Source organism: Achromobacter sp. ACRQX (genome assembly GCF_022346505.1).
GTDB lineage: Bacteria > Pseudomonadota > Gammaproteobacteria > Burkholderiales > Burkholderiaceae_B > Achromobacter > Achromobacter animicus.
The window spans coordinates 1-26,509 of record NZ_JAKRML010000032.1 but is presented as its reverse complement, the minus strand read 5'-3'; the positions used below and the strand labels follow the sequence as shown (position 1 = coordinate 26,509).

Sequence of the window (26,509 nt, the reverse complement as noted above, 5' to 3'; positions counted from 1 at the left end):
GCCTACCCTTGCGTCGCCGTCGCCAGTTCGAACTGAAACACCGCCCCGCCCCCTGCTGCGTCCACCAGCCGGATTTCGCTCTGGTGCAGCTGCAGAATCCGCTGCACGATGACCAGTCCCAGTCCGCCGGCCTCGCCCGGCCCGCGGTTCAGCGCCGACGCCCGCGTGAACAGCCCGGCGCGCAACGCCTGCGGAATGCCCGTCCCCGAATCGCTGACCTGCACCTGCACCCGGTTGCGCGACAGGCCAAGCTGCAATGCAATCTGTCCGCCCGGCGGGCTATGCCGGATCGCGTTATCCAGCAGGTTCGTCAGCACGCGTTCGATCAGCCCCAGGTCCGCGCGCACCGGCGGCAGCGCCTGCGCAATGTCCGTGGTTATATGCTGCTGACGCGCCTCGGCCGCCAGCTCGAACTTCTGCATCACGTCCTGCACCAGTTCCGGCAGCGAAAACGTCTCGGGTTCCAGGCGCACCAGGCCAGACTCCAGCCGCGCCAGTTCGAAGAGTTCCTGCGCCAGCCGGCCGACCTTGCGGCTTTGCGCCAGCGCGATGTCCAGATAGCGGCGGCGTTCGGCGGGATCAAGCGCCTCATCCTTTAAACGCAGCGTTTCCAGATAGCCATGCAGCGACGTCAGCGGCGTGCGCAGGTCGTGCGAAATATTGGCGACCAGATCGCGGCGCTGCTGGTCCTGCCGCGTCAGCTCGCGCCACTGATCCGAGATCCGCCGGCCCATCTGCGCAAACGTGCGCCGCAGCACCGCGATCTCGTCGCCGTTGCGCGCCGATTGGTCCGCCGGCTGTTCCAGCGCGGCCAGCGCCTGGCCGTCGTCGCCGTCAAAGGCGCGCACCGCTCGCGTCAGCGACCGCAACGGCCGCGTGATGAGCGCAAACGCCGCCAGCCCCGCCACCAGCCCCAGCAAGGCCACCAGCGCAATCGACCACAGCGTCGTGCGCAGCACCGACGTGCGCGACACGTCCATCGCCAGCGCATCATGCGCCTGGCCCTGCAACACCACGTAGACATACCCCTGTTCGCGGCCATCCACGCGCACCGGCGCCGCGCTGAACACCTTTTGCGCGTCAAGGCTGCGCGGATCATCGCCCGTGATGGGCAGCATGCCGCCGGCCAGCAGCCGCTGGACCGGCGCCAGGTCGACGCGATCACGCTTGATCTGTCCAGGCGGCGCGGCGTCGCCGACGATGCGGCCATCGTTGGACAGCAGATAGACCTCGACCGCCGGGTTCACCGTCATCAGCATGTCGAACATCGAGCGCACGGCATCCGGCTTCCAGCCGCCCGCGTCCATCAGTTCGGTGGAGCCCGCGATGTGCTGCGCCAGGCCGCTGGACAGCCGCTGCACGACCTCCTGCTCGTAGCGCGAGTTGGCCGCGATCTGCAGCCACGCGGACGCGCCGCAGCACGCCAACAGCAGCAGCGCAAAGACGCCGGACAGGCGCTGGGTCAACGTGAATCGCTTCATGGCTGCACCCCGGGCGCCGCCGCGAACTTGTAGCCGCGGCCCCAGACCGTCAGGATGCGCTGCGGGTTGGACGGGTCGGCCTCGATCTTGGTGCGCAGCCGGTTGATGTGGGTGTTGACCGTGTGCTCATAGCCTTCGTGCTGATAGCCCCACACCTGGTTCAGCAGGTCCATGCGCGAGAACACCTTGTCCGGATGCCGCGCAAAAAAGTGCAGCAGATCGAACTCGCGCGGCGTCAGATCCAGCCGGCGGGCGTCGACATCGACCGTGCGGGCGATCGGATCGATCGACACGCCATGCACGGCCAGGCTGCCGGCGTCCTGGCGCGCGTTACGTTCGATGGCATCACTGCGGCGCAGCAGCGCCCGCACGCGCGCCACCAGTTCCAGCATCGAAAACGGCTTGGCCAGATAGTCGTCCGCGCCCAGTTCCAGGCCCAGGATGCGGTGCACCTCGCTGGACCGGGCGCTGGTGATGATGATGGGGATGTAGCGCGCCATCGCGCGCGCCCGCTTGCAGATTTCCAGGCCGTCGATGCCGGGCAGCATCAGGTCCAGCACCAGCGCGTCCCAGCCGCCTTCTTCCAGCAGGCGCATGCCCGCGTTGCCGTCGGCCGCGTGTTCGACCGCGTAGCCCTCGTCGCGCAGATGCAGGCGCAGCAGTTCCGCGATATGGGCGTCGTCTTCAACTATCAGTACGCGGCGGGGCGTATCCATGGGGCAACCTGGGGCGTGATCAATGCGCCTATTGTCGCCAATCGGCGCGGGGCAAAGTTAACGATTAATTTAACTTTGCGTGAGGACTTCGGTATGGGCCAGGAGGAAGAATGCCTCCATCGACAGCCCACCGGAGACCGCCATGCTGGCCCGACCCGCCCTCAACAATACGCCGCTTGCCCCGCCGGTGTGCGCGCTGTCGCCCGCTGCGCCACCGTCCACCGCCGCCGAGTCCGCCGCGAAAAAACGGACCAGCCAGCCGGCGCCTCCGGCTATTTCTCCCGTCATCCACCCCCGCTGGCTGCGCGTGACGCACTGGTTGAACGCGTTGGCCGTCGTCGTCATGGTCATGAGCGGCTGGCGCATCTACAACGCCGCGCCATTCTTTGATTTCACCTTTCCCAACGGCATCACGCTGGGGGGGTGGCTGGGCGGCGCGCTGCAATGGCACTTTGCGGGCATGTGGCTGCTGTTTGCCAATGGCCTGCTCTACCTGGCGCTGAACGTCGCCACCGGCCGCCTGTGGCGCAAATTCCTGCCGGTCAGCCCCGGCGGCGTAGCGCGCGACCTGCTGGCCGCGCTGCGCGGCAGGCTCTCGCACGCCGACCCGCGCCGCTACAACCACGTCCAGCGCCTGGCCTACCTCTTCGTGATGGCCGACATCGCCGTGCTGATCCTGTCCGGACTCGTGCTGTGGAAGTCCGTGCAATTCGACCTGCTGCGCGACCTGATGGGCGGCTATGAAGCCGCACGGCGCGTGCATTTCTTCGCGATGGCCCTGCTGGCCGGCTTCGTCGCCGTGCACCTGGCGATGGTCGCCCTGGTGCCCCGCAGCCTGCTCACCATGATCCGCGGCAAATAAGGAACCCGCCATGACCGAAAAACGCCGCCTCCTGCCGGGCCTGGACGCCCCGGCCATCCTGCGCGAAGCCGGAAAGCTGCTGGACAAGCGCGTCGAGCAGCCCTCGCGCCGCGCCTTCCTGCGCCGCGGCCTGACGCTGGGCGGCCTGGCCATGCTGTCCGGGTGCTCGCTGTCCGACGACGAAAGCGTCGAACAGGCGCTGTCGGCCGCCTCCCGCTTCAACGACCGTGTGCAGGGCTGGATCTTCGACCCGGCCAAGCTCGCGCCGACCTATCCCGAATCCATGATCACCCGGCCGTTTCCCTTCAATGCCTTCTACGGCATCGACGACGTGCCGCAGGTGGACGAGGCATCGTTCCGGCTGGAGGTCACCGGCATGGTGGCCGACAAGCGCGGCTGGCGGCTGGACGAACTGCGCGCCATGGCGCAAGTCGATCAAGTCACGCGGCACATCTGCGTCGAAGGCTGGAGCGCCATCGGCAAATGGGGCGGCGTGCCGTTCTCGGCATTCTTGAAGCGCGTGGGCGCCGACCTGTCGGCCAAATACGTCGGCTTCAAGTGCGCCGACGACTACTACACCAGCATCGACATGCCCACCGCGCTGCACCCGCAGACCATCCTGGCCCTCACGTACGACGGCCGGACGCTGCCCCCCGAATACGGCTTCCCCATGAAGCTGCGCATGCCCACCAAGCTTGGCTACAAGAACCCCAAGCACATCCAGGCGATTTTCGTCACCAACACCTACCCGGGCGGTTACTGGGAGGACCAGGGCTACAACTGGTTCGGCGGCAGCTAGGTGATTTCCCGCTTTTTTTCACTGTCAAAAGGAACGCATCATGAACAAACTCACCACCGCCGCATTGTCCGTGTGCCTGGCCCTCGGCGCCACGGCCGCTTACGCTGCCGACACCATGGGCAAGGAAGGCATGAGCAAAAGCGGCATGTCCAAGGAAGCGCCGGCGCAGGACGGGATGAAGAAGGACGGCATGTCGCACGACGGCATGAAGAAGGATTCGATGTCGCGCGATGGCATGTCCAAGGGGTCGATGTCGAAGGATTCCATGTCCCGCGATTCGATGTCGAAGGGGTCGATGTCGAAGGACGGCATGTCGAAGGACGGCATGTCGAAGGACGGGATGTCGAAGGACGGGATGAGCAAGGACGGCATGCAGAAGTAACGCTCGCGCCGGGGCCGCGCCCGCCGGCCCCCGGCTCGAACCATTCGCACGGAACTCGCCATGAACCTCACACGCAGACATTTCCTTGGCCTGGGCGGCGCCGCGGCAGCCGCCGTGGGCATCGCCCCGCTGCTGGTCACGCGCAGCGGCCCGGCGCAAGCCGCCGCGCCCGCAGCCAGCTTTCCCTACACCCTCACCGACGCCCAATGGCAAGAGCGCCTGACGCGCGAGCAATACCAGGTGCTGCGCCGCGACGGCACGGAACGGCCGTACTCAAGCCCGCTCAACGACGAACACCGCAACGGCACCTTCGCCTGCGCGGGCTGCGAACACCCCTTGTTCTCGTCGTCCACCAAGTTCGATAGCGGCACCGGCTGGCCCAGCTTTTGGCAGCCCCTGCCCGGCGCCGTCGGCGAGACCCGCGACCGCAGCTTCGGGATGACCCGCACCGCCGTGCATTGCGCCAACTGCGGCGGCCACCTGGGGCACGTGTTCGACGACGGACCTCGACCCACCGGCCTGCGCTACTGCATGAACGGCGTGGCCATGACCTTCGCCCCGCAAGCCTGATCCGCCACCGCATCGCTACAAGGACCCGACATCATGTCCAAGCACCCCACCCTCCGCCGTCTCTGCGCCGCACTTGCCACCGCGGGCGGCCTGATCGCCTCGACTGCTGCGTCCGCCGCCGAACGCGCCTTCATCATCCCCCCGCCCGCTGCGGAGCAGCCCGCTAATGCTTCCGCGGCGCCCGCCACACAGGAGAAAGCCGTCATTGCCGGCGGCTGCTTCTGGGGCGTGCAGGCGGTCTTCCAACACGTCAAGGGCGTCAGCAACGCGGTCTCTGGCTACGCCGGCGGCCAGGCCAACACCGCTAACTACAACGCGGTCAGCAGCGGCCGGACCGGCCATGCGGAAGCCGTGGAAATCACCTACGACCCCAAACAGGTCAGCTACGGGCAACTGCTGCAGATCTATTTCTCGGTCGCGCATGATCCCACCCAGCTCAACCGCCAGGGGCCGGATCACGGCACGCAATACCGATCCGCCGTGTTTCCCGCCAACGACAGCCAGCGCAAGGTGGCTGAGGCCTATATCGCGCAGTTGAACAAAACGGGGGTGTATCCGAAGCCGCTGGCGACCACCATCGAACCGCTTCAGGCGTTTTATCCGGCTGAGGACTATCACCAGGACTATCTGGTGCGCAATCCGAACAGCATGTACATCGTGATCAACGATGTGCCCAAGGTGGAGAACCTGGCGAAGACGTTTCCGGAGGCATGGCGGGACAAGCCGGTGCTGGTGAGCGCGAAGGACAGATAGCGCTAGGGGGAAGCGCAGACGCCCCGGGCCGGCCCTATCGTAAACTTCAGCCTCTTTGGGATACGGAGGGCGGCCTGCGGAGGTCGCCCTTCGGACACCATTAACTCTCGAAATTTGGCCCGCGCGCAAGACGCGCTGCCGCTTCGCCCGAGGCCCCGATGGTAGGTTCGCAAGTCCGAGTGACGTTGTCATTGATCGCGCCAGCACTGCTGCTGATCTTCGGGCTTACCTTCCTGGCCATCTGGTTCTTCTTCCAACGCAAACGCTTCCTGCTGCACCTTGCCGCAGGCTGTATGACATTTGCCTGTGGGGCGATTTCACAAGTCCTGTACGTACCCCGCGACACGGGTCTCAATGCGCTCGTCTCGGGTTTTCTATACACGGCTGCAGGATGTCTGGTGGTGCAGGGCGTTCTCGAACGCGCACGCATTCGCGTGCCCTGGGCCGCATTTGGCCTGTATGCGGCGGCCATCATGGGCGCGCTCTGGTACTTCTTCTACATCGATCGCAACCTGCTCGTCCGCGTTTATGTGCTGAATGCGGGCTTCGGACTGCTGTTCTGCTTTGCCGCGTGGCGCATGCGGCGATCTTCGCGTCAGCGTCCGATCGACAAGGCGCTTTTCTTTGTGGTGTTGCTTTTCGGCCTGCATTTTCTTCCGCGCACACTGCTGAGTATGGGGACGCTGGCGCCACAAGGCGCCCTTGCCTTTGCCGACTCGCCGTTTTGGCAGATGTTGCAGCTTTCGCTTGCGGTATTCAGCGTCGCGCTGGCGCTCACGCTGCTGGTTGCGATCGCCGCCGACGCCATTGACGAGGTCCGTAAGGAAGGCGACAACGATTGGCTGACCGGCGTCTATAACCGGCGGGGCTTCGAAGCGCGCGTCCGATCGCTCATATCGAATGGCAACGCTGCGGTGGCGCTCATCGTCTGCGATGTCGACAACTTCAAACGCATCAACGACCTGCATGGCCACCAAAGCGGAGACAACGTGCTCAAGCAAGTGGCCAAGGCCCTCAACGACGCGGTGCGCAAGCACGACGTGCTCGGGCGCATTGGCGGCGAGGAATTCGGCATCTTCCTGCCGGCCACCGAGCCGCCCGAGGCCCTGCGCTGCGCGGAGCGCCTGCGCGCAGCCGTTGAACAGAGCGTGCGGGATCCGAGCGACGAAGCGCCGGTCACGATCAGCGCGGGCGCGGCGCACACGGATCGCGCCGAGTCCTGGGAAGTCATGTATCGGCGGGCTGACGCCAAACTGTATCAAGCCAAGCGGGCGGGCCGGAACCGGGTCGAGGCAGAGTAAAATCCGCCCCCCATGCGCTTTTCCGACTTCACCCATCGTCTCACCGCTCTTGGCGCCCTGCCCGTTCACCGTGGCCGGGTCGTGCGCGTCTGGCTGAACGGGCAAGCGCTCGACACCGGGACCCGGCGGCGTAGCGCCGAACACTTCCTGCCTCTGGCCCTACGTGACGCCATCCCCGAGGTGACGGCGGAACTGGACGGTCTTGCCCGGATCCGCTCCGAACACGCGGGCAGCGACGGCTCGCGATTGCTTGTCGAACTGGCCGACGGGCAGATGGTGGAAAGCGTGCTGTTGCCGCGCGATGGGCTGTGCGTTTCCACGCAGGTTGGCTGTGCGGTCGGCTGCCGCTTCTGCATGACCGGCAAGAGCGGGCTGATCCGCCAGGTCACGAGCATGGAAATCCTTGCCCAGGTCGTGCTGGCGCGGCGTCAGCGTGCGGTGAAGAAGGTTGTCTTCATGGGCATGGGCGAACCCGCGCACAACCTGGACAACGTGCTCGAAGCCATCGACCTGCTCGGCACGGAAGGCAATATTGGCCACAAGAACCTCGTGTTCTCGACCGTGGGCGATCAGCGGGTGTTCGACGCCCTGCCGAAACAACGCGTCAAACCGGCGCTGGCGCTGTCGCTGCACACGACCAAGGCCGACCTGCGTGCACACCTGCTGCCGCGCGCGCCAAAAATCACGCCTGAAGCCCTGATTGAACTGGGCGAACAATACGCTCGCGACACGGATTACCCGATCCAGTATCAATGGACGCTGCTCAAGGGCATCAACGACGGCGACGACGAACTCGATGCCGTCGTGCGTCTGCTCAAGGGCAAGTACGGTGTGCTGAACGTCATCCCGTTCAATAGCCTCGAGGGCGATGACTACCAGCGCCCTGATGCCGAGCGCATCCGCGAGATCGTCCGCCATCTGCACGGCCGTGGCGTGCTGGCCAAGGTCAGGAACAGCGCCGGGCAGGACGTGGACGGCGGCTGTGGCCAGTTGCGCGCGCGTGCAGTCGGCGCGGCGCAGGTGGTTGAGTTCCGCAGATAGAATACCGGCACTCACCTTTTCCGATAGCGCGCCAATGGGAGCAGGCCCCTCCACAGATCGCTGAGCCGCAACAACCTCGTCAGTAAGTTGTTGCGGCGGTCAGTCCTCGGTCTTCATGTCATCAGCAGGCAGATCGCCGCCAGATCAATATCTCTGTGCGGATGTTTTGTCATGCCTATTAACTCTGCGCCTGTTTGGGCGTATTCCCTGCCGTACACGCTGGCGTTGATGGTTCCAATCGATCTCATCGCCTCCCTCGCCATGGACGTGTATCTGCCGGTGGTGCCGCTGATGCCGGCCGCGCTCGGCACGTCGCCCGCGCTCGTTCAGTTGACGCTGACCGCTTACATGCTGGTTCTTGGCCTGGGGCAGTTGATCTTCGGGCCGATGTCGGACAGGTTTGGGCGGCGCCCGATCGTGCTGGGCGGTGCGGCGATGTTTGCCGTTGCGTCGTTCTTGCTGGCGGCCACGCATGAAGGCGGTGCTTTCCTCGGGTTTCGGGTTCTTCAGGCGCTTGGCGCTTCGGCGGCGCTCGTCGGCATGTTTGCGACCGTCCGGGATGTTTACGCAGACCGGCCCGAAGGCACCACCATTTACGGGTTGTTCAGCTCAATTCTGGCGTTTGTGCCGGCTGTCGGACCGCTACTTGGCGCGATCATCGCGCTGACGTTGGGGTGGCGCGCGATCTTCACCTCGCTTGGCGCATTGGCAGCGCTGATATTCGTTCACGCGTGGTTCCGATGGCCCGAGACCCGTACCACCCCTTGCACACCGCAAGATCGGTCTGTCGTCTCCATCCTGGGAAATCTTTCCTTTTGGGTCTATACCACCGGCTTTGCGACGGCGATGGGTGCTTTCTTCGTCTTCTTCTCGATCGCACCGCGCGTACTGATCAATCGTGCAGGCTGGGGGCAACCTGGATTCAGCCTGGCCTTCTCGTCGGTCGCGCTGGTGATGATTTTCACCACGCGCCATATCGGAACGTTCGCCAAGAGGTGGGGCATTCCTGGGTGCTTTGTCCGCGGCGTCTCGGTCATCGCAGGCGGGGCGATCGTGCTGGCATTGCTATCGGCGATCACGGAGGCCATGTTCATCGCCTTCATCCTGCCCATGTGGATGATCGCCGCAGGCATCGTGATCGTGGTAGGCGTGACGGCCAACGGCGCACTTCAGGACTTTGCCAAGGCGGCGGGCACGGCCGTCGCCTGGTACTACGGTATTCAGAGCATCATCGTCAGCGGCTTGGGGACGCTGCTGGTGATGACGCTGGATGGCGCCACCGTGCGGCCGCTGGTTGGCTATTGCCTCGTCATGGCTTGCGTCAGCATGGCGGGCTACGCCGCCTTGAAAAACAGATAAGGCGCAGCCAGCATGTCGCATCTTTCACACCTGCGCCCGCAGCCACCCCGCTACCGCCTGCACGGCCACCGACGCGTCCCGCTCCCCAAACATCGCCAGGTGATACGTATGCCCCTCGATCTCGGGCCCGAACGGCTGCACCAGGTGCCCTGCCCGCAGCTCATCGTCCACCAGCGCCAGGCTGACCAACGCAATCCCGTGCCCCGCCACCGCCGCCTGTATGGCGTGCCCTTCATCTGAAAACCGCAACTGCCCGGCCTCGGGCGGCAGCGGACGCCCGGCCACCGCAAACCAGCGCTCCCACGTCGGATTCTCGGGTTGCGCGCGTTTCCAGTCGAAGCGGATCAACGGCACCCGCGCCAGATCGTCCGGCGAGACAACGCCCAGGCGCGGATTGGCGACCGGTCCGAATCGATCGGTGAACAACGGCTGCGTCACCAGCCCGGGATACGGACCCCGCCCATACCGGATCGCGATATCAACCGAGGACGAGCGCAGATCGACAAGGTCGTCGCTCGCCTGCAATTGCAGGTCGATGTCGGGATGCTGGCGGCGGAAATCGGCCATGCGCGGCACCAGCCACTTCACGGTAAAGGCATTGGTGGCCGAGATGCTGACCTGCGCCCGCGTGCGCTGTTGCGTCAGCCGCGACAAGGTCGCCTCGAACTTGTCGAAGCCGTCGCGCAGCACGGGATACAGCTGCGCCCCGGTTTCGGTCAACGTGACCTTGCGCACCTGGCGATCGAACAGCGCGAGACCCGTCCCGGCTTCAAGCGCGCGGATCTGATGACTGACGGCAGTCGGGGTGACGGCAAGTTCCTCGGCGGCGGCCTTGAAGCTGCCCAGACGGGCGGCGGCTTCGAAGGCGCGCAGCGCAGAGAGCGGAAGGGATCGGCGTTGCATGGGCGGTTGCCTATGGATGAATTTTTCTCGTCTTATAGCTGACAAACAAACCTTTGTCACCGGTTCGACAGCGCCCTACATTGTCTTCACTCGCCGGCACACCACTCCCCCAATTCCGCCGGTCATAGATGAAGGAATTCGCATCATGCTCAAACAAGTCATCACCCAGCCCGACAACTACGCGCCTTTCCTGCTGTCGCAAGGCATCCAGTTCGGCAATCTGCTCTTCATTTCGGGTCAGGCAGGCGCCGCCGACGACGGGAAGATCGTGGACGGCGGCTTTCTGGCGCAAGGCGAGCAAGCCTTCCAGAACCTGCGCCGCGCGCTGGAAGCCGGCGGTTCCAGCTTGAAAGACGTCATCAAGGTCACGATCTTTGTCACCGATATGGGGCATTTCGACGACGTGGTGGCGCTGCGCCGCAAGTTCTTCTCGGCGCCCTACCCGGCCGACACCATTGCCGAGATCAAGGCCCTGTACGATCCGGCCGCGATGATCGAGATCGAAGCCATCGCGGCGGTCCGCCAACCGGAGGGCCAGTGACATGACCACGCTCGACAATCGTCTGCAGACCAACGCGCCGACGCTTCCCGCCATGCTGTTCACGCCGCTGCGCGTGGGCGCGCTGAACCTGCCCAACCGGCTGGCCGTCGCTCCCATGACACGCGTCAGCGCCACGGCGGACGGCCGAGCCACGGCGCAGATGGCCGACTACTACGAGGCCTTCGCCGCTGGCGGCTTTGGCCTGGTGATCACCGAAGGCATCTATACGGACAAGGCGCATGCGCAGGGCTACCTGTTCCAGCCCGGTCTGTCGGACGATGCGCAGCGTGAGGCATGGCGACCCGTGGTGGATCGTGTGCATGCGCGGGGTGGACGCATCATTGCGCAGCTGATGCATGCGGGCGCGCTGTCGCAGGGCAATCCGCATCGGTCCCGGACCAAGGGACCTTCGGCCGTGCAACCGGCGGGACAGCAGATGACCTTCTACCGCGGCCAAGGGCCTTACCGGATGCCGGAAGCGATGACGATCGATGAGATTGCCGAGGCGGTCGACGGCTTTGCGCAGGCGGCGCGCCGGGCGCAGGCGGCGGGATTCGACGGCGTGGAGATACACGGCGCCAACGGCTATCTGCTTGATCAGTTCCTCACTGCCCACACCAACCTGCGCGAGGATCGCTACGGCGGCAGCGTGGAAAACCGCCTGCGTCTGACCCTGGACGTCATCCAGGCGGTGCGGCAGTCGACGACAGCGGACTTTGTCGTGGGCGTGCGCAGTTCGCAGGGCAAGGTCAACGACTTCACCCACAAGTGGACGGGCGGCCAGGACGAGGCCGTGCGGATCTTCAGCACGTTGGGCACGCAGCCCGTCGATTACCTGCACACCACCGAGTTCGAGGCCTGGCGCCCCGCATTCGGCGAGGCCGGTCCAAGCCTGGCGGCGCTGGCGCGCAAGCATGTCCCGGTGCCGGTGCTGGCCAATGGTTCGTTGCATGACTCCACGCGGGCCGAAGGCCTGATCGCCCGGCAGGAGGCGGACTTCGTTTCGCTGGGACGCGGCGCGCTCACGCATGCCGACTGGCCGGTCAGACTGCGCACCGGCAAGCCACAGGAGGAATTCGACCGGGGCCTGCTTGCGCCGATTGCCGACCTGGACAACGCGGTCGGCCATCGCGCGCAGGCTCAGGCTGCGTGATCAGCCGGCGAGATCCCGTGGACGAGATCAGTCGGCGAGACAGGTCGGCGTGTCCAATCGCTCACGCCGGCCGGGTCTGATTGCCGCACCGACCCGACCCCGCCGGCAGCGGTTCAGCGCGCAGGCCGCAATGACTGATGGATCCACGTCCCGATGCCGGTGATCGCGGCATCGCCATGCGCCATCCCCATCACCTGCAACCCCAGCGGCAAGCCATCGACGGCCATCAGCGGCACGTTGATCGCGGGCGCGCCCAGCAGTGACGACGCGCACGCAAAGGAAACGTCGCCCGTCGGGTATTTGCTGTCGCGGATGTCCGCCGCGATGGGCGCCGCGCCGCAGGCATTCAGGCTGACGAGCGCATCGCACTGCGTGGCCAGGGCCGCCAGGCACTGGCGCGCGTGTTCACGCAGCAGCAGGCATTCGCGGTACTCAGCCAGCGTCATGCCGCGGCCGCTTTCCAGTTGCCGCACCAGGCTGGGACCCAGCGAGTTCGGATGGTTGGCGACCAGATTGGCCAATGACCAGCGCTGCTCCCACGAGATCAGCCGCAGCGACAGGGGCGCCGCTTGCGAGATGGCGCGCTCCAGCGCGTCGACCAGCAGCGAATCGCCGCGTCGGAGGATCGTCACGCCCTGCCCGGACAGCTTGTCCAGGCTTGCCTCGAACGCTGCACGGGCATTCGGTTCCGCGCGCGACCAGCCCTCGGTTTCCAGCGCGACCAGCCGCGTGGGCTTCTGGGCCGCCGGCGGATGCAGCGGACCATACAGGCCCGGATGTCCCGGGTCGCCGCCCGCGCGCTGGGCGATTTCGGCGGCCGCCGTCCACATGTCCTCGACGGAATTGGCGTGGATGCCGATATGGGCCTGGCTCAGCCCCAGCCGCTCGCCGCGATTGAGCGCGCCGAACGTCGGCTTCAAGGCCCAGTTGCCGTTGTAGCTGGCGGGCCGCAAGACGGAGCCTACGAGCTGCGAGCCGATGGCCATGGGAACCATATTGGCGCCCACGACGGCGGCCGACCCGCTGGACGAGCCGCCCGGCGTGCGGCGGGGATCGAACGGATTGGTCGTCGGACCGGGGTCGAGAAACCCCAGCGCCGTGGTGACCGTCTTGCCCAGAATGATCGCGCCGGCATCGCGCAGCGCGCGCACGACGGCGCTGTCGTTCTTGGGGAAGTTGCCGTCAAAGGCGGCGCAGCCCATCTGCGTCGGCATGTCGCGCGTTTCGATCAGGTCCTTGATGCCAACGGGCATGCCGTCGATTGCCGAAAGCGGACGGCCGTCTCGGTAGCGCTGGGCGCTGGCGTCGGCCGCGGCGCGCGCGCCCTCCTCGTTCAGGACGACCCAGCCCTTGAGCTGGCCCTCCCGCGTGGCGATCACCTCCAGGCAGCGTTCCAGGTAGTCCCGTGGCGTGTCGCGGCGGTCGGCAAAGTTGGCGCGGGCGTCATGAAACGTCAGCGAGGTGTGGGTGCTGGGATCGTAGGTCAAGGGGTGGCTCCGGTGGTCTTATTTGCGGCATTAGTTCGCTGCATTTATTCGCTGCATTTATTCGCTGCTTTTGATGCCGAGGGTCCGAATCAATGCGCTCCATCGGGCATATTCGGCGCGGAAGAACGTATCGAATTCGGCCGGCGTGCCCGGCTGCACCAGCAGATTGATGCCCTTTAAGCGCTCCTGGATCGCAGTTTCGGCCAGCACCTCGTTCAGGTCGCGGTTGATCTTCAGCTTGATGTCGTCGGGAAGGCCGGCGGGCGCAAACAGTCCGTACCAGGCCTCCAGGCGCAGGCCGGGCAAGCCGGCTTCGGGGGCATCGGGCACGGCGGGCAGCGCTTCCAGGCGCTGCGGCGACGCCACGGCGTAGGCGTTGAGCTTGCCGCCTTTCACATGGTTGATGACGTTGCCCGACGCGAACTGCACCAGCAGGTCCACCTCGCCACCGATAGCGGCCATCGAGGCCTCGAGCGCGCCCCGGTAAGGCACGTGCATCACGTCCACGCCGGCCTCGCGCTTGAAGATCTCGGTGAACAGCTGCAGCGACGAACCTGAGCCGTTGGACGCGTAGGTGTACTTGCCCGGTTCGGCGCGGAAGCGTTTGATCAGCGTGGCCAGATCGGCATCGTCGATGCCGGGCCGGGTCAGGACCAGGACCGGCAGGCTGCCGATCTTGCCGATACGCGCCAGGCCATTTTCGACATCCAGCTTGGCATTCGGATTCAAGGCGGGCAGCGTGGCCAGTTCGTTGAAGGTCAGCATCAAGGTGTAGCCATCGGGCTTGGCGCGGGCCACGTAGTCGGCGCCGATGAGGGTGCCCGCGCCCGGCTTGTTCTCCACCACGACGGCTTGGCCCCAGCGCTGCGCAAGCCGCGGGCCGATGAGGCGGGCAAGGATGTCGGCGGTGCCGCCGGGCGTGGTCGGCACCACGATGCTGACGGGCCGCTGCGGATAGTCGGCCGCCGCCACAGTTCCGGCCAGCGCCGCGGCGCCGCAGAGGGCGGCCATTCCAATCCGTCGAACCAACGTTCTGAACATGAATTTCCCCTTGTGCTGTTCTTGGCCGCGAAGTCAGGCGGCCGTGCCATCTTGGGCGCTTGCGGGGCGGGGTTCAAACGACTTTATCTATGGCACACTTAACTTTTTGTTAACCGAACCGCCGCGATGACCGCCCTGCCTCCGCTCAATGCGCTGCGCTGTTTCGAGGTCGTCGGCCGCCTGGGCAGCATCACCAGCGCGGCCGAGGAACTCAGCGTGACGCCCGCCGCCGTCAGCCGGCAGATCCGCCTGCTGGAGGAACACCTGGGGCTCCGCCTGTTCCTGCGCCAGCACCGCCGCATCGTGCTGACCACCATGGGCGCGGGGTATCACGCCGATATCGCGCGGCTGTTCGGCGGGCTGCAGCGCGCAACGTCCGAACTGGGCGAGCGCTCGCGCCGGCGCCAGTTCGTCATCAAGGCGCCGCACAGCGTGGCCATGCGCTGGCTGCTTCCGCGCCTTTCCGGATTTCACCGCCAATATCCCGACATCGACGTCAAGCTCCACACCGCCGTGGACCCGCCGGATTTCGAGCGCGAGGAAGTCGACGCCGGCATCTGCATGGGCGACGGGCGCTGGCGGGGCCTCGTCAGCTACAAGCTGATGGTCAATGAGTTGCTTCCCGTCTGCATCCCCGACAAATGCGCCCGGCTGCGCACGCCCGCCGACCTGAAAGGCGAGATCCTGCTGCATACGCTGGCCCGGCCCGACTACTGGGAGATCTGGCTGCGGGCGGCCGGTCTGACAGAGATCGATGTGTCGCGCGGTTTGCGCTACGAGTCGTCCGCGCTGGCGTACGAGGCCGCGTTGGAAGGGTATGGCGTGGCCATCGCGCAAAAGCCGCTGGTGCAGAAGGAACTGGACGAAGGCCGGCTGGTTGCGCCGTTCGGCCTGACCGTGGATCTGGGCGCGCAAAGCTATTACTTCGTGCTGCCACCCGAGGATTACCGCAGGCCGTCGCCCGAACTCACGCAGTTTCGCGTCTGGGCGGCGTCCTGCGCGATCTGACCCCGCAAGGCGTATCGCCCCACTCGCAGCGCGGCGCCAGCTTGGGTGGACAACCTTGCCACCCGCGCGACCCCGTCTCGCCCGCGCAGTAGGCTACAGTGCTGGGTCGCCCTCAAGGCCCGCGGCGTCATCGCCGCGCATCAACGAATCCAGGAGCAGTACCGCAGTGAACGACACTTCCACGCCGGACACCGATATTTCCGACGCGCCCAAGGAACAGGAAGCCAGGCTCTGGCGCGACGACGGCTGGACCGCGCGCGTCATCAAGAACGAAGACGACGACGGCTGGGCCGTCGAAATGACGCTGGACGGACAGGCCGAGCCCGCGCTGATCGGCCCGTGGACCATGGGCCGCGACAAGAAGAACCCCAAGCCGCTCGACGCGCCGGCCTTCCACACCCTGGTCAAGACGGCCAACGAAGTCCTGCGCCGCCACGAGCAGCAATTGCACGCCACGCTGCACAAAAGCGTGAAGATCGACACCGACGAAGGTCGCCTGACCATCAAGCTGGACATCGTGCCCGACGAGGACGAGCCCTATGCCACGCTCAGCGCCTACGACGAATTCGGCGATCAGCTCGCGCAGATCCGCGTGCCGCCGACGTACAAGCTGAACGTGCAGCGGGCGTCGGAATGGGCAGCGGGCGGCTTCGCCAGGCAGAGCTGATATTCCCGGCCTGTGAAGACTCCGCCCGAGCACGCGCCACAGCGTGCTCAGGCGGGCGGCTGCCGGGTAGTGAGCTGCCGCTTGTCGTCACATCGCGGCTTCTCTTAGAATGCGGATGATTCTCATTTTTCACGGTGCCGGGATTCTCCAGCCCCGCGACGCGCTGGAGGCAGAATGTCCGCGACTGAGTTTGCAGTGCCGCAACAGGGCATCGATGTCCTGTACGCGAATCACCATGGCTGGCTGAAAGGATGGCTGCGGCGGCGGCTGGGAAATTCATCCGATGCTGCCGATCTTGCGCACGACACCTTCATGCGCCTCCTGGTCCTCGGCGACACCGTCGAGGTGCGCGAGCCGCGCGCGCTGCTCACTACCGTGGCCCAAGGCGTGGTGTCCAATTTCATGCGGCGCCGCAGGATCGAAGAAGCCTACCTGGCCACCCTGGCCGACCTGCCCGAGCTTGAAACGCCCGGCCCCGAAACGCGCGCCATCCTGCTTGAAACCCTGGTCGAACTGGACCGCCGCCTGGATACGTTAGCCGCTCCCGTGCGCCGGGCGTTCCTGCTGTCTCAGTTGGAAGGCATGAAGCAGGCCGACATCGCCGCCACGCTGAACGTCTCCCTGGCCACCGTGCAGCGCTATATCGCTAAGGCCGCGCACCTTTGCTTCTTCGGCGCCTGAGCATCGGCACGGCCGCAGCCGCCTGTATCAAGAACGCCCCCTTACCCATGCCCAACTCGCCCGCGGACTCGAGCCCGACGGCCTTCCCCCAGCTTGAGGGCCCGCCATTGCCCGCCAGCGTCAGTCTGCGCGCCGTGGACTGGCTGGTCGCCCTGCAGGCGCCCGACGCCAGCGACGCCACGCGCGAGGCCTGCCGGCGCTGGCGCGAGGCAGACCCCGACCACGAGCGCGCCTGGCGGCACATCGAGACCTTTGGCCAGCAGTTGCGCGGATTGAACACGCCGCTCGTACGCGGCGCGCTGACGCGCGAGGGCCGGAACCGTCCCGCGCGGCGCCAGGCCGTCAAGGCGCTGGCGGTGGCGCTGTTTGCCGGCGGCGGCGCCTGGCTGGCGCGCGATAACATGTGGCGCGGCTGGCAGGACTGGCAGTCCGATCACCACACCGCAGCCGGGGAACGCACGAGCATGCTGCTGGCCGACGCCAGCCGCATCGACCTGGACACGGCAAGCGCCATCGATGTCCGGTTTGACGGCTCGCAGCGCCTGGTCCGCCTGCTGCACGGCCAGATCCTGATCGCCACCGCGCCCGACCCGGCATCCCGGGCCGGGCGCCCTGCCCGTCCTTTTCTGGTGGAAACGGCGCAAGGCCGCGTGCGCGCCCTGGGCACGCGCTACAGCGTGCGCCAGTTCCCTGGCCGCAGCCACGTCGCGGTGTTCGAGGGCGCCGTGGAGATCCGCCCCGAACACCAGGCGGATGCGCCGCGCGTCGTTCACGCGGGCGAACAGGCGTCGTTCACCCGCGACGCCGTCGGCGCCACGCGGGTGGCGGACCCGCGCGATGCGTCATGGTCTGTGGGCATGCTGGTCGCGCAGGACATGCCGCTGTCCGACTTCATTGCGGAGCTTGCCCGGTATGTGCCCGGCCGGCTGGCCTGCGACCCCGCTGCCGGTCGCCTGAAGGTCTCGGGCATCTATCCGCTGGACGACACCGACCGGGTGCTGGACATGCTGCGCCGGACGCATCCGATCGAGGTCGACCAGGTGACGCGCTATTGGATCACCGTGCGCCTGCGTGACGCCTAGCGCCGCGCAGGCCGCCTCGACTCGCCGCGCTATTCATCGACCCCAAAAATTTTTCGCGCCAACATGAGGGGTTTCCGTTTCCCAAGTGGCAAACCTAATAGAAGCCACATTTTTTCACCGGAAACCGGACCTATCATGCCCCCCCGTCAGTCTCGGCGCGCCGCGCGCCTCATCGCACGCAATACCCTCGCGCTGGCGGCAAGCCGCGCCCTCTGGCTCACAGCATCGGGCATCGCCCTGTCGGCCGGAACGGATGCCGTACAGGCCCAGGCCAGCGCGAAAAGCTACGCGATCCCCGCCGGATCGCTGGAAAGCGCCCTAACCCGCTACGCCCTCGAAAGCGGTTTGATGTTGTCCTATTCGGCGACCGACATCGCGGGCAAGCGCAGTCCCGGCTTGCAGGGCAGCTTTGACGCGCCCGAGGCGCTGGCCAGGCTGCTGGCCGGCACCGGACTGGCTGCCCGCCCACAGCCGAATGGCGGCTACATCCTGCGTCCGGTGCCCGGCAGTCAGCCGGGCCAGGACGCCGCGCAGACCCTGCCCGCGGTGACGGTGACGGGCGTTGCCGAGGAATCCGCTTTCGGCCCGGTGCAAGGGTTTGTGGCCCGGCGCAGCGCAACCGCCACCAAGACGGACACGGCACTGCATGAAACGCCTCAGTCCGTATCGGTGATTCCGCGCGACCAGGTTGTCGCGCAGGCGGCGGACTCGCTGGACCAGGCACTGGGCTACACCGCCAGCGTCCAGTCGCTGGAAGGCGGGGCGCTCAGGCACATCGGCACGGGCTTCACGATCCGTGGCTTCAACGTGACCGGCGCGGCTCCGTTGTACCTGAACGGCACCAAGTTCCCCATCAACTCGCTCAGCGGCGCCATCGAGCCCTACAACTTCGAACGCATCGAGCTGCTCAAAGGGCCGGCCTCGATCCTGTACGGGCAGGCCGCACCCGGCGGCATCATCAATCTGGTCAGCAAGCGCCCCACGGCGGAGCCGCTGCGCGAGCTCGAATTGCAGACCGGAAGCTGGAACAAGAAGCAAATTGCGATGGACCTGGGCGGTCCGGTCACCGAGGACGGCAATGTCCGCTATCGCCTCACCGGACTGGCGCGCAACAGCGACAGCATGGTCGACTACATCAACAACGACCGCACCTCGCTGGCCGGCGCGCTGGAGTGGCAGATCAGCGATGCCACGCTGATCACGTTCCTGGCCAGCTACAGCCGCACCGATAGCCCCTACGATGTGGGCAAGCCCCTGGAAGGCACCCTGCTGCCCAACCCCAACGGCCGCATTTCGCGCACGCGCTTCGTTGGCGAACCGGACTTCGACCGCTATGTCACAAAGGGCGCCACGCTGGGCTACCTGCTCGAACACAAGCTGAACGACGACTGGAAGGTGCGCCAGAATCTGCTGACCTACAAGCAGCGGGCCGACAATCAGTACGCCGGGGTAGACACGCGCGTGGACGCGTCGGACCCGGCCCTGGCCACCCGCTATGCCCTGACGCGGTACGACACCGACAAGGGGCTGGCCGTGGACAACCAATTGCTGGGCAAGCTGCGCCACGGCAGCTTTGAACACACGCTGCTGTTCGGCATCGACTGGAGCAAGAACGAGTTCTCGCGCGCCCAGAAATCCGGCTCCATCGCGCCGCTGAACCTGTACCACCCCGTCTATGGCGCCCGGCCGGACCTCGGCCCCACCGGTTATGGCGAAGACAGCACGCGCCAACTGGGCTTCTACGCGCAGGACCAGATCAAGTTCAACGAACGCTGGATCGCGCTGCTGGGCGGGCGCTACGACTCCGTGCGTACCGAGTCGACGCCGGGCACGGGCGCACAGAACTCCCACGCCTTCACGCCGCGCGTCGGCCTGATGTATCTGTTCGACAACGGCTTGGCGCCCTACTACAGCTACAGCAAGTCGTTCCAACCCGTGACGGGACTGGACTTCGCCGCCAATCCCTTCAAGCCGACCACGGGCGTGCAGCACGAGATCGGATTGAAGTACGAACCCAAGGGCGTAGATGCGTCGATCACGTTCGCGCTCTACGAAATTACCCAACGCAATGTCCTGACCAGCGACCCCAATCACGTGGGCTTCCTGGTGCAGACAGGCGAAGTCCGCTCGAAAGGCGCGGAAATCGAGGCCCGGGCCAGCCTGAACCGGCAACTGGACCTGGTGGCCGCCCTGGCAACCACGGACGCGCGCGTGGTCAAAAGCAACTTCGGCAACGAAGGAGCGCGGCCCGAATCGGTTCCTCGCAACATGGCATCGCTCTGGATGGACTACCGGTTTTCGTCCGTGCCGGGCCTGAGCGCGGGCGTGGGCGTGCGCTATGTGGGCCGCCAGGAAATCAACGAAATGCCGATACCGTCGTACACCACGTATGACGCCGCGGTGCGCTATCAACTGGACAAGTGGCAGTTCGCGCTGAACGTGAAGAACCTGGCCAACAAGACCTACGTGGCCGCGTGCCCCTACACCTGCTATTACGGCGACGAGCGCAACATCACGCTGACGGCGCGCGTCAACTGGTAGGCCGCGTTCGTGTCGCAAACCGGGATTCGCGCCGCCCCGCTGCCTGCCCGTTCAGGGTTGCGTGGCGATGCCGGTTTCTGATGAAGGATCGACCGCGCGCAGCAGCCGGCCCAGGTGGCCGCTGCTGGAAAAACCCAGTTCGGCGCTGACTCTTGCCGCCGGTTCGCCCATCGCAAGCCGCTGGCGCGCGGCCTGCGCCAGGACCATGCGGCGCAATGAAATCGGAGACTGGCCGTAGGTCTCCATGCAGGCGCGCTGCAGCGTACGGGTGGTGGCGCCGAGCACGCTGGCCGAATCGGCGATCGCCGGCAACGGCTGCCCCGCTTCCAGCCGCTCGCGCAACAGTTCCAGCCATTGCCGCGCCAGCGGTAGCGGCGCCTGCGGCGTAATGATCTGGCCGTGGATCCGGTGCGTCGCATCCAGTTGGGTGATCAATGCCTCCACCAGCATCGGCAACGCCGACGCCGACAATGCCGGCTTCCAGAGGGCATCCAGCATGGCCTGCGCCGCGCCATCCAATTGCAGCACGCCCCCCGCCCGGCAGGCCCGAAGCAATTCCGGAGCCAGATAGAGTTCGCCATGCTGTTGCGAGATGCTCTCGGCGCGCGTGCTGTGCTCGACATGAGACGGCAGCAGCAACGCCTGGCCCCGCACCAGCCGGCAGCGGCGGCGGGCGCCGGCCTCGTCCCGCCAGGCGCTGTCCAGGGCGCCGGCCCGCGGCCAAAGCAGCATGGCGCAGTCGTGCTCATGCCAATGGAAGGCATAGCGCGGCTGCCGGCTGGCCGCCAGGGCGAAACCTGTCTGGGCGATGAGGTCCTGTTTGGAGGAAAGCGGGACGGAACGCGACATGGAGAGTGCGGGCGTGTGGTGCGCTGGGCGTTGCCCGGCAGCGGCAAGATTGGGCGTTGGGCCAGTATCGGCGCGCGGCCGTTTTCATGCAAGCCCGGCGCGGGCGCGTGGTTTCCCTTGTCGCGCTTGGGATCGGCTACTGTCGCGTCGCGGTTCGCCGCCAGCTCGGCCGCTGCCTACGATCTGGGTCATTCAACAAACACACAAGGGGAAATCCATGATTCGCACACTTCCGTCGGCGTTGCTGTCCGCCGCCCTGCTTACCCTGCCGCTGGCCAGCGCCCTGGCTCAACCCGCCTGGCCGGACAAGCCGATCACGCTGATCGTCCCCTTCCCGGCCGGCGGCGGCACGGATCTGGTGGTGCGCACGCTGCAGCCGGCGTTGACGCGCGAATTAAAGCAGACCGTGATCATCCAGAACGCCGGCGGCGCGGGCGGCACCGTGGGTTCGGGCCAGGCCGCGCGCGCCAAGCCGGACGGCTACACCGCGCTGGCCGTCACGACCAGCACCACCGCGCTTGCCGCCCACCTGTACAAGAACCTGCCGTACAAGCCGGCCCAGGATTTCGATTACATCGGCTTCATCGGGACGTCGCCCTATGTGCTGGCAGTGCAGCCGGCCCTGAAGGCGGCCACACTTCCCGAAGTGGTCGGCGCGTTGAAAGCGCGCTCCGTCGGCACGTATGCGTCGGTGGGCGCCGGTACGGTGTCGCACCTGCTGGGCGAGATGTTCAAGAAGGACGAGAAACTGGATCTGACGCACGTTCCCTACCGTGGCGCGGCGCCCGCCTACACGGATCTGATCGGCGGTCAGGTCGACATCATGTTCGATAACCCCGTGGGCCTGGCGCCCTTCGTGCAGAGCGGCAAGCTGATTGCGGTGGCGACCACCAGCGCCACCCCCATCCTGCCCAACGTCCCCACCTTCGCGGCCCAGGGCATGCCGGCCTACACGCAATCGCTCTGGTACGGCCTGGCCTTTCCCAAGGGCACGCCGCCGACCATCGTGGAAAAGATGAACCTTGCCCTGAATACGGTGCTGCGGGACCCGGCCATTGCCGCCGATCTGGCCGCCAAGGGCGTGGACGTCAAACCCGGCACGGCAGAGGCGCTGACCCAAACCGTCTCACAAGACCTCGCCTTCTGGGGCGACCTCATCACCAAGACCGGAGTCCAGTTTGACTGACCTTCACCCCAACCTCGTCCCCGCCCAGCCTCCCGCCGGCCAGGCGGCCCTGCTGCGCGTATTCGTCGATCCGTCCCAGCCCCTGCAAGGCGGAAATCCGGTGCCGTTGGTGCTTGACGCGCGCGGCATGTCGGCGGCCGACATGCAGGCGCTGGCCGCGCATCACGGCCACGAGTCGTCCTTCGTGGTGCCGGCCGACCGCGATGACCACCTGTGCCAACTGCGATTCTTCGTGCCCGGCCACGAAATGGAGATGTGCGGCCACGCGACCGTAGGGACGCTCTGGGCGCTGCGGCAATGGCAACGCTGGAGCACGCCGCGCGCCCGCGTTCAGACCCTGAGCGGCAGCGTGGACATCGAATGGGACGAGGCTGGCAATCGCGCCTGGGTGTCGCAACCAGCCGTCGCCACATCCGCGCTCACGCCCGCGCAATGCCGCGCGATCGCCACCGTGCTGCGTATCGACCCCCACTTGCCGGGCCTGCACATGATCAATGCCAGCACCAGCCGCGTGAAGACGTTGGTGCGATTGCCGGCCGTGGCCGACCTGGATGCCTTGGCGCCGGACTTCGATGCGATGCGGGACATCTGCGAAGCCATTGGCTCAACCGGCCTCTACCCTTATGCGCTGAGCGCGGACGGCGCCAGCGCGCGGCAATTTCCCAAGGCGTCCGGCTACCCCGAGGATGCCGCCACCGGCATCGCCGCCGCGGCCTTGTGGGGTTACCTGAACGAGACGGGCAGCGTGCCGGCGGACGGGGTGTACACGGTCCGCCAAGGCGTGGCCATGGGCTCGCCGTCGGCGATCCAGTTGCGCCGGCGCGCGGACGCCCCCGGCTGTTGGCTGAGCGGCGAGACGCAATGGATACGGTGACCGCTGGCGGCACGTCCGACTCGCGGCTGGCTGCGGCCGGCTGGCGCCTGCCTGCGGCGCCCGTTCCGCGCGGCGCCTATGCGCCCTACCACTTGGCGGCCCTGACCGGCGCAACACTGGTCTGCATCAGCGGCCAAGCCAGCCGGCGGGACGGCACACCGATCGTGGGGATATGCCGGCCTGGCGTCGATCTGGACGCCGCCCGCTCCGCCTGTGCACACGCGGCGCTGAGTGCGCTGAGCGCTCTGCGCGAAGCCTGCGGCGGCAATTTGGACGGCGTGCGCGCCGTGCTGCAATTGCGCGGCTATCTGCGCAGCGAGGCAGAATTTGAAGACCACAGTGCGGTGCTGGACGGTGCATCAGCAGTGCTGGAAGCGGCATTCCCGCATATGCCGCGTCCGGCACGCAGTGCGGTGGGAGTAACCAGCCTGCCCGGCCGCAGTTGGGCGGAAATCGAAATCAGCGCGCTGCTGGACGACCGCGGCTGACCCGCCAAGCCAACCCGCCCGCGCTGTCGGGCGGGCGGCACTGATACGACGATAACGGTACGGCTGCCCCGCCGCTTCGGCGGCCAGACTCAATGCCCCGTCGCGTCACCCTGACGACTGGCTTCGAACAGGAACCACGTGCGCCGCTCGGTCTCGTCGATCCAGTTTTCGATCAGGCTGGAACTGGCGATGTCGCGATGCTCGTCGGTGACGTTGTGGGCTTCGCGCAGCGCGGCCGCCAGGACCTTGTTGTCTTCGCGCAGTTCGGCCAGCATGTCCAGCGGCTGCACGTAGTCGGCGTCGTTGTCGGCAATGCGCTGCGACCGCGAAATATGCCCGATGGACCGCAGCGTGGTGCCGCCAATCTTGCGGATGCGTTCGGCGAGGGGGTCGGTCATGGCGAACAGCTGATCACCCTGCTCGTCCAGCAGCAGGTGGTAGTCCCGGAAGTGGGGACCGCTGATGTGCCAATGAAAATTCTTGGTCTTCAGATACAGCGCAAACACGTCGGCCAGTATCTGGTTCAGCGCGGCGGAGATGTCGCGGGTGGCCTCAGCGGCGAGGTCGGTGGGCGTCGCCAGCGGCGCCTTGCGGCGGTCCTTCAGCGCCTTGGTGGTCTTCTCATTCAGTTTCTTGGCCATGAATCGCAGCTCCTGATTAGAAATCGGAAAACACGTTCGCGGCGCACTTGCAGCCGGCCGCGAGGCACAGCGTAAATCTCCGGCTGCGCTTTGCCAATGGCCGGCACAACGAAGGAGTATGCTACGCCGCTTCGCATCTCCCAGCTTCCCTCACCACCATGCGCGGCAATCCCGACGCCAGGCAAGGCGCCATCGCGTTGCACGGGTTCTATTTCCTGTACTACGGCTTGCAGGGCGTAAGCATCCCGTTTCTGCCGTTGTGGTTCGCGAGCCGGGGACTGGACCCGGCGCTGATCGGGCTGATCGTCGCCACGTCGTTCCTGCCCAAAATCCTGTCGACGCCGATCGTGGCGCACGTGGCGGACCAGACAGGCCGCGCTCACGCGCTGATCGCATCGGCGCTGGCGGCATCGCTGGCGCTTTTCCTGTGCTACCCGTTCAGCCAGAGTTCAGCTTGGCTGCTGGCAATCACGTTGCTGCTGAACGCGGTGTTTCCCGCCGTCCTGCCGCTGATGGACCGGATGGCGATTGCAAGCGGGCGGGGACAAGGCAATTCCTATACGGTGATGCGCGCGTGCGGGTCGCTGGGATTTGCCACGGTGACGGTGGCAGGCGGCTATCTGATCAAGACGTTCGACACGGACTGGGTGATGTGGCTGTCGATCCTGCTGATCGTCGCGTGCCTGGCCTGCGTGCGCCTGCTGCCGCGGGCGGCTCGACCGGCTGCGGTTGACGCCCCCGTCGATCGCGTACGCCTGCCGATGCGCGAGGTCCTGCGCGACCGCCCTTTGTTGATGTGCATCGCGGCCGCGTCGCTGGTGCAGGCGAGCAACGGCTTTCTGTATTCGTACTCCACGCTGCATTGGACCGCGAACGGGTTGTCGACGGCGATGATCTCGCTGCTGTGGGTGGTGGGGGTGACTAGCGAAGTTCTGTTCTTTTTTCTAGCGCCGCGCATTCTGGCTCGCACAGGCGCGCAATGGCTGATTCTGACATCGGCCGTCATGACCGCCATTCGCTGGACGGGACTGTCCGCCACCACGGATCCTGCGATTATCGCGGGCCTGCAATTGCTGCAATGCTTCACCCTGGCGGGCAACAACGCCGCGATCATGTGGTACATCACTCGCCGCGTACCGGCGGCATGCAAAACGTCCGCCATCGCCCTCTACGCCATGCTTTCAGGCGGCGTCTTCATGTTCGCCAGCATCCAGCTGGGCGGCGCTCTGTACCGGGCCTATGCACCTGGCGGGTTCCTGGTCATGGCGATATGCGCTGCCGGAGCAGTGCCGCTGGTGATTTATTCGGAGAAGCTGCGGAAGCGGAGTACGGAGTGACGGCAGTATCTTTTTCGCGCTTTTTATATCTACGCATGTGATTTTTTGGTTTGTGTTTTTGGGGTTTGACGGGTGCGGATTGCTGGCGATGGTCGGCGTTCTTGGGACGCCCGGCGCGGCGTGGGCCTGGGGTGGGCGGGGCTCCGATTGCGGTCCGGAGCCTTCGCTCCGGACTGCCCCGTGCTCAACCTCGTCCGCCTTCGGCTCCCTTCGGTTTCCGCCGGGCGCATCTAAACGCCCCGCCCACCCCAGGCCCACGCCACACCGGGCTCGGATTGCTTGATCTTTGCGGGCGCTGGGGCGAGTTGGGTTCTTTAGGTTCTTGCATACGGCGGGGTGGTCGAGAAGCGTCTTGCGGTGCCCGCCCCCGGACGGCCGCGCGGGCGGCCTTCGTGGGCTTACGCGCTGTCTTACGTCGGGGCGATGACGCTTCGCGTGTGGCGGCTTCTGGGCGAGGTGTCTGACACCCTCGTGAGATGGGCGTCATGCTGAGTTCACCTCCACAGGGTGTCAGACACCGGCAGCAGCAACCACCGGCACATTTGTAAGACTGATTCGGGTGTCTGACACCGGCAGCAGCACCCCCGGCGCATTTGTAAGACTGATTCGGGTGTCTGACACCCGAATCATCAGCGCCATTTGATCTGCTATCCATTAATCGTCAATTGAACTCCAGTGCCCGATGGGCGGCGCGCGTACGGGTCGGCAAGCTGACATTGTCCGTCGCCGCGCGCCGCCCATCACCGCCCCCCCCCCCGTATTGGAG

Annotated in this window: 26 protein-coding genes; 19 read left to right on the top strand and 7 right to left on the bottom strand. The window is 66.2% G+C overall.

The features are described from left to right. Positions 1 to 2 precede the first annotated feature (2 nt). On the bottom strand, positions 3 to 1,481 hold the full coding sequence (locus MHZ91_RS23225; protein ID WP_239215905.1) for a HAMP domain-containing sensor histidine kinase: 1,479 nt from the start codon (positions 1,479 to 1,481) through the stop codon (positions 3 to 5). Beyond that, the gene (locus MHZ91_RS23220) at positions 1,478 to 2,197 is read right to left on the bottom strand and encodes a response regulator transcription factor (protein WP_175121836.1); all 720 of its coding nucleotides are present in this window, start codon (positions 2,195 to 2,197) and stop codon (positions 1,478 to 1,480) included. The genes MHZ91_RS23225 and MHZ91_RS23220 overlap by 4 nt, the downstream gene beginning before the upstream one ends. A gap of 142 nt (positions 2,198 to 2,339) precedes the next feature. Here MHZ91_RS23220 and MHZ91_RS23215 point away from each other — a divergent pair, with 142 nt between their 5' ends. The 8 genes from MHZ91_RS23215 to cml all read left to right on the top strand — a co-directional run bounded on the left by MHZ91_RS23215 (position 2,340) and on the right by cml (position 9,264). Continuing rightward, positions 2,340 to 3,059 carry a cytochrome b/b6 domain-containing protein gene (locus tag MHZ91_RS23215; protein ID WP_239215903.1) on the top strand — a complete coding sequence of 240 codons (720 nt, stop codon included), beginning with the start codon at positions 2,340 to 2,342 and terminating at the stop codon, positions 3,057 to 3,059. Positions 3,060 to 3,069: 10 nt separating this feature from the next. Continuing rightward, the gene (locus MHZ91_RS23210; protein WP_239215901.1) at positions 3,070 to 3,858 is read left to right on the top strand and encodes a molybdopterin-dependent oxidoreductase; all 789 of its coding nucleotides are present in this window, start codon (positions 3,070 to 3,072) and stop codon (positions 3,856 to 3,858) included. A gap of 40 nt (positions 3,859 to 3,898) precedes the next feature. After that, the gene (locus MHZ91_RS23205; protein ID WP_175136733.1) at positions 3,899 to 4,240 is read left to right on the top strand and encodes a pentapeptide MXKDX repeat protein; all 342 of its coding nucleotides are present in this window, start codon (positions 3,899 to 3,901) and stop codon (positions 4,238 to 4,240) included. Positions 4,241 to 4,300: 60 nt separating this feature from the next. Then, the gene (gene msrB, locus MHZ91_RS23200) at positions 4,301 to 4,810 is read left to right on the top strand and encodes a peptide-methionine (R)-S-oxide reductase MsrB (protein WP_239215899.1); all 510 of its coding nucleotides are present in this window, start codon (positions 4,301 to 4,303) and stop codon (positions 4,808 to 4,810) included. Between the two features lie 33 nt (positions 4,811 to 4,843). Next, positions 4,844 to 5,563 carry a peptide-methionine (S)-S-oxide reductase MsrA gene (gene msrA, locus MHZ91_RS23195; RefSeq protein ID WP_239215898.1) on the top strand — a complete coding sequence of 240 codons (720 nt, stop codon included), beginning with the start codon at positions 4,844 to 4,846 and terminating at the stop codon, positions 5,561 to 5,563. A 179-nt stretch (positions 5,564 to 5,742) separates the two neighbouring features. Further along, positions 5,743 to 6,864, top strand: a complete 1,122-nt coding sequence (locus MHZ91_RS23190; protein ID WP_239215897.1) for a GGDEF domain-containing protein — start codon at positions 5,743 to 5,745, stop codon at positions 6,862 to 6,864. Between the two features lie 12 nt (positions 6,865 to 6,876). Beyond that, positions 6,877 to 7,905 (top strand): RNA methyltransferase, encoded by a 1,029-nt coding sequence (locus MHZ91_RS23185; protein WP_239215896.1) that lies wholly within the window; start codon positions 6,877 to 6,879, stop codon positions 7,903 to 7,905. A 171-nt stretch (positions 7,906 to 8,076) separates the two neighbouring features. Further along, entirely contained in the window at positions 8,077 to 9,264 is a 1,188-nt protein-coding gene (gene cml / locus MHZ91_RS23180; RefSeq protein ID WP_239215895.1) for a CmlA/FloR family chloramphenicol efflux MFS transporter, read from the top strand. 24 nt (positions 9,265 to 9,288) lie between these two features. On the opposite strand, the gene MHZ91_RS23175 is transcribed toward cml, so the two are convergent. Then, positions 9,289 to 10,167: a LysR substrate-binding domain-containing protein gene (locus MHZ91_RS23175; protein WP_239215894.1), complete on the bottom strand. Its 879-nt coding sequence runs from the start codon at positions 10,165 to 10,167 to the stop codon at positions 9,289 to 9,291. A gap of 145 nt (positions 10,168 to 10,312) precedes the next feature. On the opposite strand from MHZ91_RS23175, the gene MHZ91_RS23170 reads away from it, so the two are divergent. Both MHZ91_RS23170 and MHZ91_RS23165 read left to right on the top strand, forming a co-directional pair. After that, on the top strand, positions 10,313 to 10,708 hold the full coding sequence (locus tag MHZ91_RS23170) for a RidA family protein (protein WP_175136739.1): 396 nt from the start codon (positions 10,313 to 10,315) through the stop codon (positions 10,706 to 10,708). Position 10,709: 1 nt separating this feature from the next. Then, positions 10,710 to 11,861, top strand: coding sequence for an NADH:flavin oxidoreductase (locus MHZ91_RS23165; RefSeq protein WP_239215893.1), 1,152 nt, complete (start codon positions 10,710 to 10,712; stop codon positions 11,859 to 11,861). 113 nt (positions 11,862 to 11,974) lie between these two features. Here the strand turns inward: MHZ91_RS23165 and MHZ91_RS23160 are convergent, their stop codons facing one another. Beyond that, on the bottom strand, positions 11,975 to 13,348 hold the full coding sequence (locus tag MHZ91_RS23160; protein ID WP_239215892.1) for an amidase: 1,374 nt from the start codon (positions 13,346 to 13,348) through the stop codon (positions 11,975 to 11,977). 57 nt (positions 13,349 to 13,405) lie between these two features. Then, a complete protein-coding gene (locus tag MHZ91_RS23155; RefSeq protein WP_239215891.1) occupies positions 13,406 to 14,359 on the bottom strand; it encodes a tripartite tricarboxylate transporter substrate binding protein in 954 nt (317 codons plus the stop codon). Between the two features lie 156 nt (positions 14,360 to 14,515). Between MHZ91_RS23155 and MHZ91_RS23150 the strand changes: the two genes are divergently transcribed. The 5 genes from MHZ91_RS23150 to MHZ91_RS23130 all read left to right on the top strand — a co-directional run bounded on the left by MHZ91_RS23150 (position 14,516) and on the right by MHZ91_RS23130 (position 20,368). Continuing rightward, on the top strand, positions 14,516 to 15,397 hold the full coding sequence (locus tag MHZ91_RS23150) for a LysR substrate-binding domain-containing protein (RefSeq protein ID WP_239215889.1): 882 nt from the start codon (positions 14,516 to 14,518) through the stop codon (positions 15,395 to 15,397). A 166-nt stretch (positions 15,398 to 15,563) separates the two neighbouring features. After that, positions 15,564 to 16,064 (top strand): hypothetical protein, encoded by a 501-nt coding sequence (locus MHZ91_RS23145; RefSeq protein WP_239215887.1) that lies wholly within the window; start codon positions 15,564 to 15,566, stop codon positions 16,062 to 16,064. A 174-nt stretch (positions 16,065 to 16,238) separates the two neighbouring features. After that, positions 16,239 to 16,745 carry a sigma-70 family RNA polymerase sigma factor gene (locus MHZ91_RS23140; RefSeq protein WP_239215885.1) on the top strand — a complete coding sequence of 169 codons (507 nt, stop codon included), beginning with the start codon at positions 16,239 to 16,241 and terminating at the stop codon, positions 16,743 to 16,745. 47 nt (positions 16,746 to 16,792) lie between these two features. Next, positions 16,793 to 17,827 carry a FecR domain-containing protein gene (locus MHZ91_RS23135; protein ID WP_239215883.1) on the top strand — a complete coding sequence of 345 codons (1,035 nt, stop codon included), beginning with the start codon at positions 16,793 to 16,795 and terminating at the stop codon, positions 17,825 to 17,827. Positions 17,828 to 17,962: 135 nt separating this feature from the next. Continuing rightward, positions 17,963 to 20,368 (top strand): TonB-dependent siderophore receptor, encoded by a 2,406-nt coding sequence (locus MHZ91_RS23130; RefSeq protein ID WP_239215882.1) that lies wholly within the window; start codon positions 17,963 to 17,965, stop codon positions 20,366 to 20,368. A gap of 51 nt (positions 20,369 to 20,419) precedes the next feature. Here the strand turns inward: MHZ91_RS23130 and MHZ91_RS23125 are convergent, their stop codons facing one another. Beyond that, positions 20,420 to 21,217 (bottom strand): helix-turn-helix transcriptional regulator, encoded by a 798-nt coding sequence (locus tag MHZ91_RS23125; RefSeq protein WP_175121854.1) that lies wholly within the window; start codon positions 21,215 to 21,217, stop codon positions 20,420 to 20,422. A 217-nt stretch (positions 21,218 to 21,434) separates the two neighbouring features. On the opposite strand from MHZ91_RS23125, the gene MHZ91_RS23120 reads away from it, so the two are divergent. From MHZ91_RS23120 to MHZ91_RS23110, 3 genes are read left to right on the top strand one after another with little or no spacing between them, the layout of a single operon-like run. After that, positions 21,435 to 22,403, top strand: coding sequence for a tripartite tricarboxylate transporter substrate binding protein (locus MHZ91_RS23120; protein ID WP_239215881.1), 969 nt, complete (start codon positions 21,435 to 21,437; stop codon positions 22,401 to 22,403). After that, a complete protein-coding gene (locus MHZ91_RS23115; RefSeq protein ID WP_175121855.1) occupies positions 22,396 to 23,277 on the top strand; it encodes a PhzF family phenazine biosynthesis protein in 882 nt (293 codons plus the stop codon). The genes MHZ91_RS23120 and MHZ91_RS23115 overlap by 8 nt, the downstream gene beginning before the upstream one ends. Continuing rightward, on the top strand, positions 23,265 to 23,765 hold the full coding sequence (locus tag MHZ91_RS23110; protein ID WP_239215880.1) for a RidA family protein: 501 nt from the start codon (positions 23,265 to 23,267) through the stop codon (positions 23,763 to 23,765). The genes MHZ91_RS23115 and MHZ91_RS23110 overlap by 13 nt, the downstream gene beginning before the upstream one ends. Positions 23,766 to 23,854: 89 nt before the next feature. Here the strand turns inward: MHZ91_RS23110 and MHZ91_RS23105 are convergent, their stop codons facing one another. Further along, positions 23,855 to 24,406, bottom strand: coding sequence for a Dps family protein (locus MHZ91_RS23105; RefSeq protein WP_175121857.1), 552 nt, complete (start codon positions 24,404 to 24,406; stop codon positions 23,855 to 23,857). Between the two features lie 158 nt (positions 24,407 to 24,564). Between MHZ91_RS23105 and MHZ91_RS23100 the strand changes: the two genes are divergently transcribed. Next, the gene (locus MHZ91_RS23100) at positions 24,565 to 25,743 is read left to right on the top strand and encodes an MFS transporter (protein ID WP_239215958.1); all 1,179 of its coding nucleotides are present in this window, start codon (positions 24,565 to 24,567) and stop codon (positions 25,741 to 25,743) included. The last annotated feature ends 766 nt before the right edge of the window (positions 25,744 to 26,509 follow it).

Excerpts from the sequence above, each read along its gene's own strand:
- MHZ91_RS23225 (WP_239215905.1), bottom strand. The coding sequence starts at position 1,481 with ATGAAGCGATTCACGTTGACCCAGCGCCTGTCCGGCGTCTTTGCGCTG.
- MHZ91_RS23220 (WP_175121836.1), bottom strand. The coding sequence starts at position 2,197 with ATGGATACGCCCCGCCGCGTACTGATAGTTGAAGACGACGCCCATATC.
- MHZ91_RS23215 (WP_239215903.1), top strand. The coding sequence starts at position 2,340 with ATGCTGGCCCGACCCGCCCTCAACAATACGCCGCTTGCCCCGCCGGTG.
- MHZ91_RS23210 (WP_239215901.1), top strand. The coding sequence starts at position 3,070 with ATGACCGAAAAACGCCGCCTCCTGCCGGGCCTGGACGCCCCGGCCATC.
- MHZ91_RS23205 (WP_175136733.1), top strand. The coding sequence starts at position 3,899 with ATGAACAAACTCACCACCGCCGCATTGTCCGTGTGCCTGGCCCTCGGC.
- msrB (WP_239215899.1), top strand. The coding sequence starts at position 4,301 with ATGAACCTCACACGCAGACATTTCCTTGGCCTGGGCGGCGCCGCGGCA.
- msrA (WP_239215898.1), top strand. The coding sequence starts at position 4,844 with ATGTCCAAGCACCCCACCCTCCGCCGTCTCTGCGCCGCACTTGCCACC.
- MHZ91_RS23185 (WP_239215896.1), top strand. The coding sequence starts at position 6,877 with ATGCGCTTTTCCGACTTCACCCATCGTCTCACCGCTCTTGGCGCCCTG.
- cml (WP_239215895.1), top strand. The coding sequence starts at position 8,077 with ATGCCTATTAACTCTGCGCCTGTTTGGGCGTATTCCCTGCCGTACACG.
- MHZ91_RS23175 (WP_239215894.1), bottom strand. The coding sequence starts at position 10,167 with ATGCAACGCCGATCCCTTCCGCTCTCTGCGCTGCGCGCCTTCGAAGCC.
- MHZ91_RS23170 (WP_175136739.1), top strand. The coding sequence starts at position 10,313 with ATGCTCAAACAAGTCATCACCCAGCCCGACAACTACGCGCCTTTCCTG.
- MHZ91_RS23165 (WP_239215893.1), top strand. The coding sequence starts at position 10,710 with ATGACCACGCTCGACAATCGTCTGCAGACCAACGCGCCGACGCTTCCC.
- MHZ91_RS23155 (WP_239215891.1), bottom strand. The coding sequence starts at position 14,359 with ATGGCCGCCCTCTGCGGCGCCGCGGCGCTGGCCGGAACTGTGGCGGCG.
- MHZ91_RS23150 (WP_239215889.1), top strand. The coding sequence starts at position 14,516 with ATGACCGCCCTGCCTCCGCTCAATGCGCTGCGCTGTTTCGAGGTCGTC.
- MHZ91_RS23140 (WP_239215885.1), top strand. The coding sequence starts at position 16,239 with ATGTCCGCGACTGAGTTTGCAGTGCCGCAACAGGGCATCGATGTCCTG.
- MHZ91_RS23135 (WP_239215883.1), top strand. The coding sequence starts at position 16,793 with ATGCCCAACTCGCCCGCGGACTCGAGCCCGACGGCCTTCCCCCAGCTT.
- MHZ91_RS23130 (WP_239215882.1), top strand. The coding sequence starts at position 17,963 with ATGCCCCCCCGTCAGTCTCGGCGCGCCGCGCGCCTCATCGCACGCAAT.
- MHZ91_RS23125 (WP_175121854.1), bottom strand. The coding sequence starts at position 21,217 with ATGTCGCGTTCCGTCCCGCTTTCCTCCAAACAGGACCTCATCGCCCAG.
- MHZ91_RS23120 (WP_239215881.1), top strand. The coding sequence starts at position 21,435 with ATGATTCGCACACTTCCGTCGGCGTTGCTGTCCGCCGCCCTGCTTACC.
- MHZ91_RS23110 (WP_239215880.1), top strand. The coding sequence starts at position 23,265 with ATGGATACGGTGACCGCTGGCGGCACGTCCGACTCGCGGCTGGCTGCG.
- MHZ91_RS23105 (WP_175121857.1), bottom strand. The coding sequence starts at position 24,406 with ATGGCCAAGAAACTGAATGAGAAGACCACCAAGGCGCTGAAGGACCGC.
- MHZ91_RS23100 (WP_239215958.1), top strand. The coding sequence starts at position 24,565 with ATGCGCGGCAATCCCGACGCCAGGCAAGGCGCCATCGCGTTGCACGGG.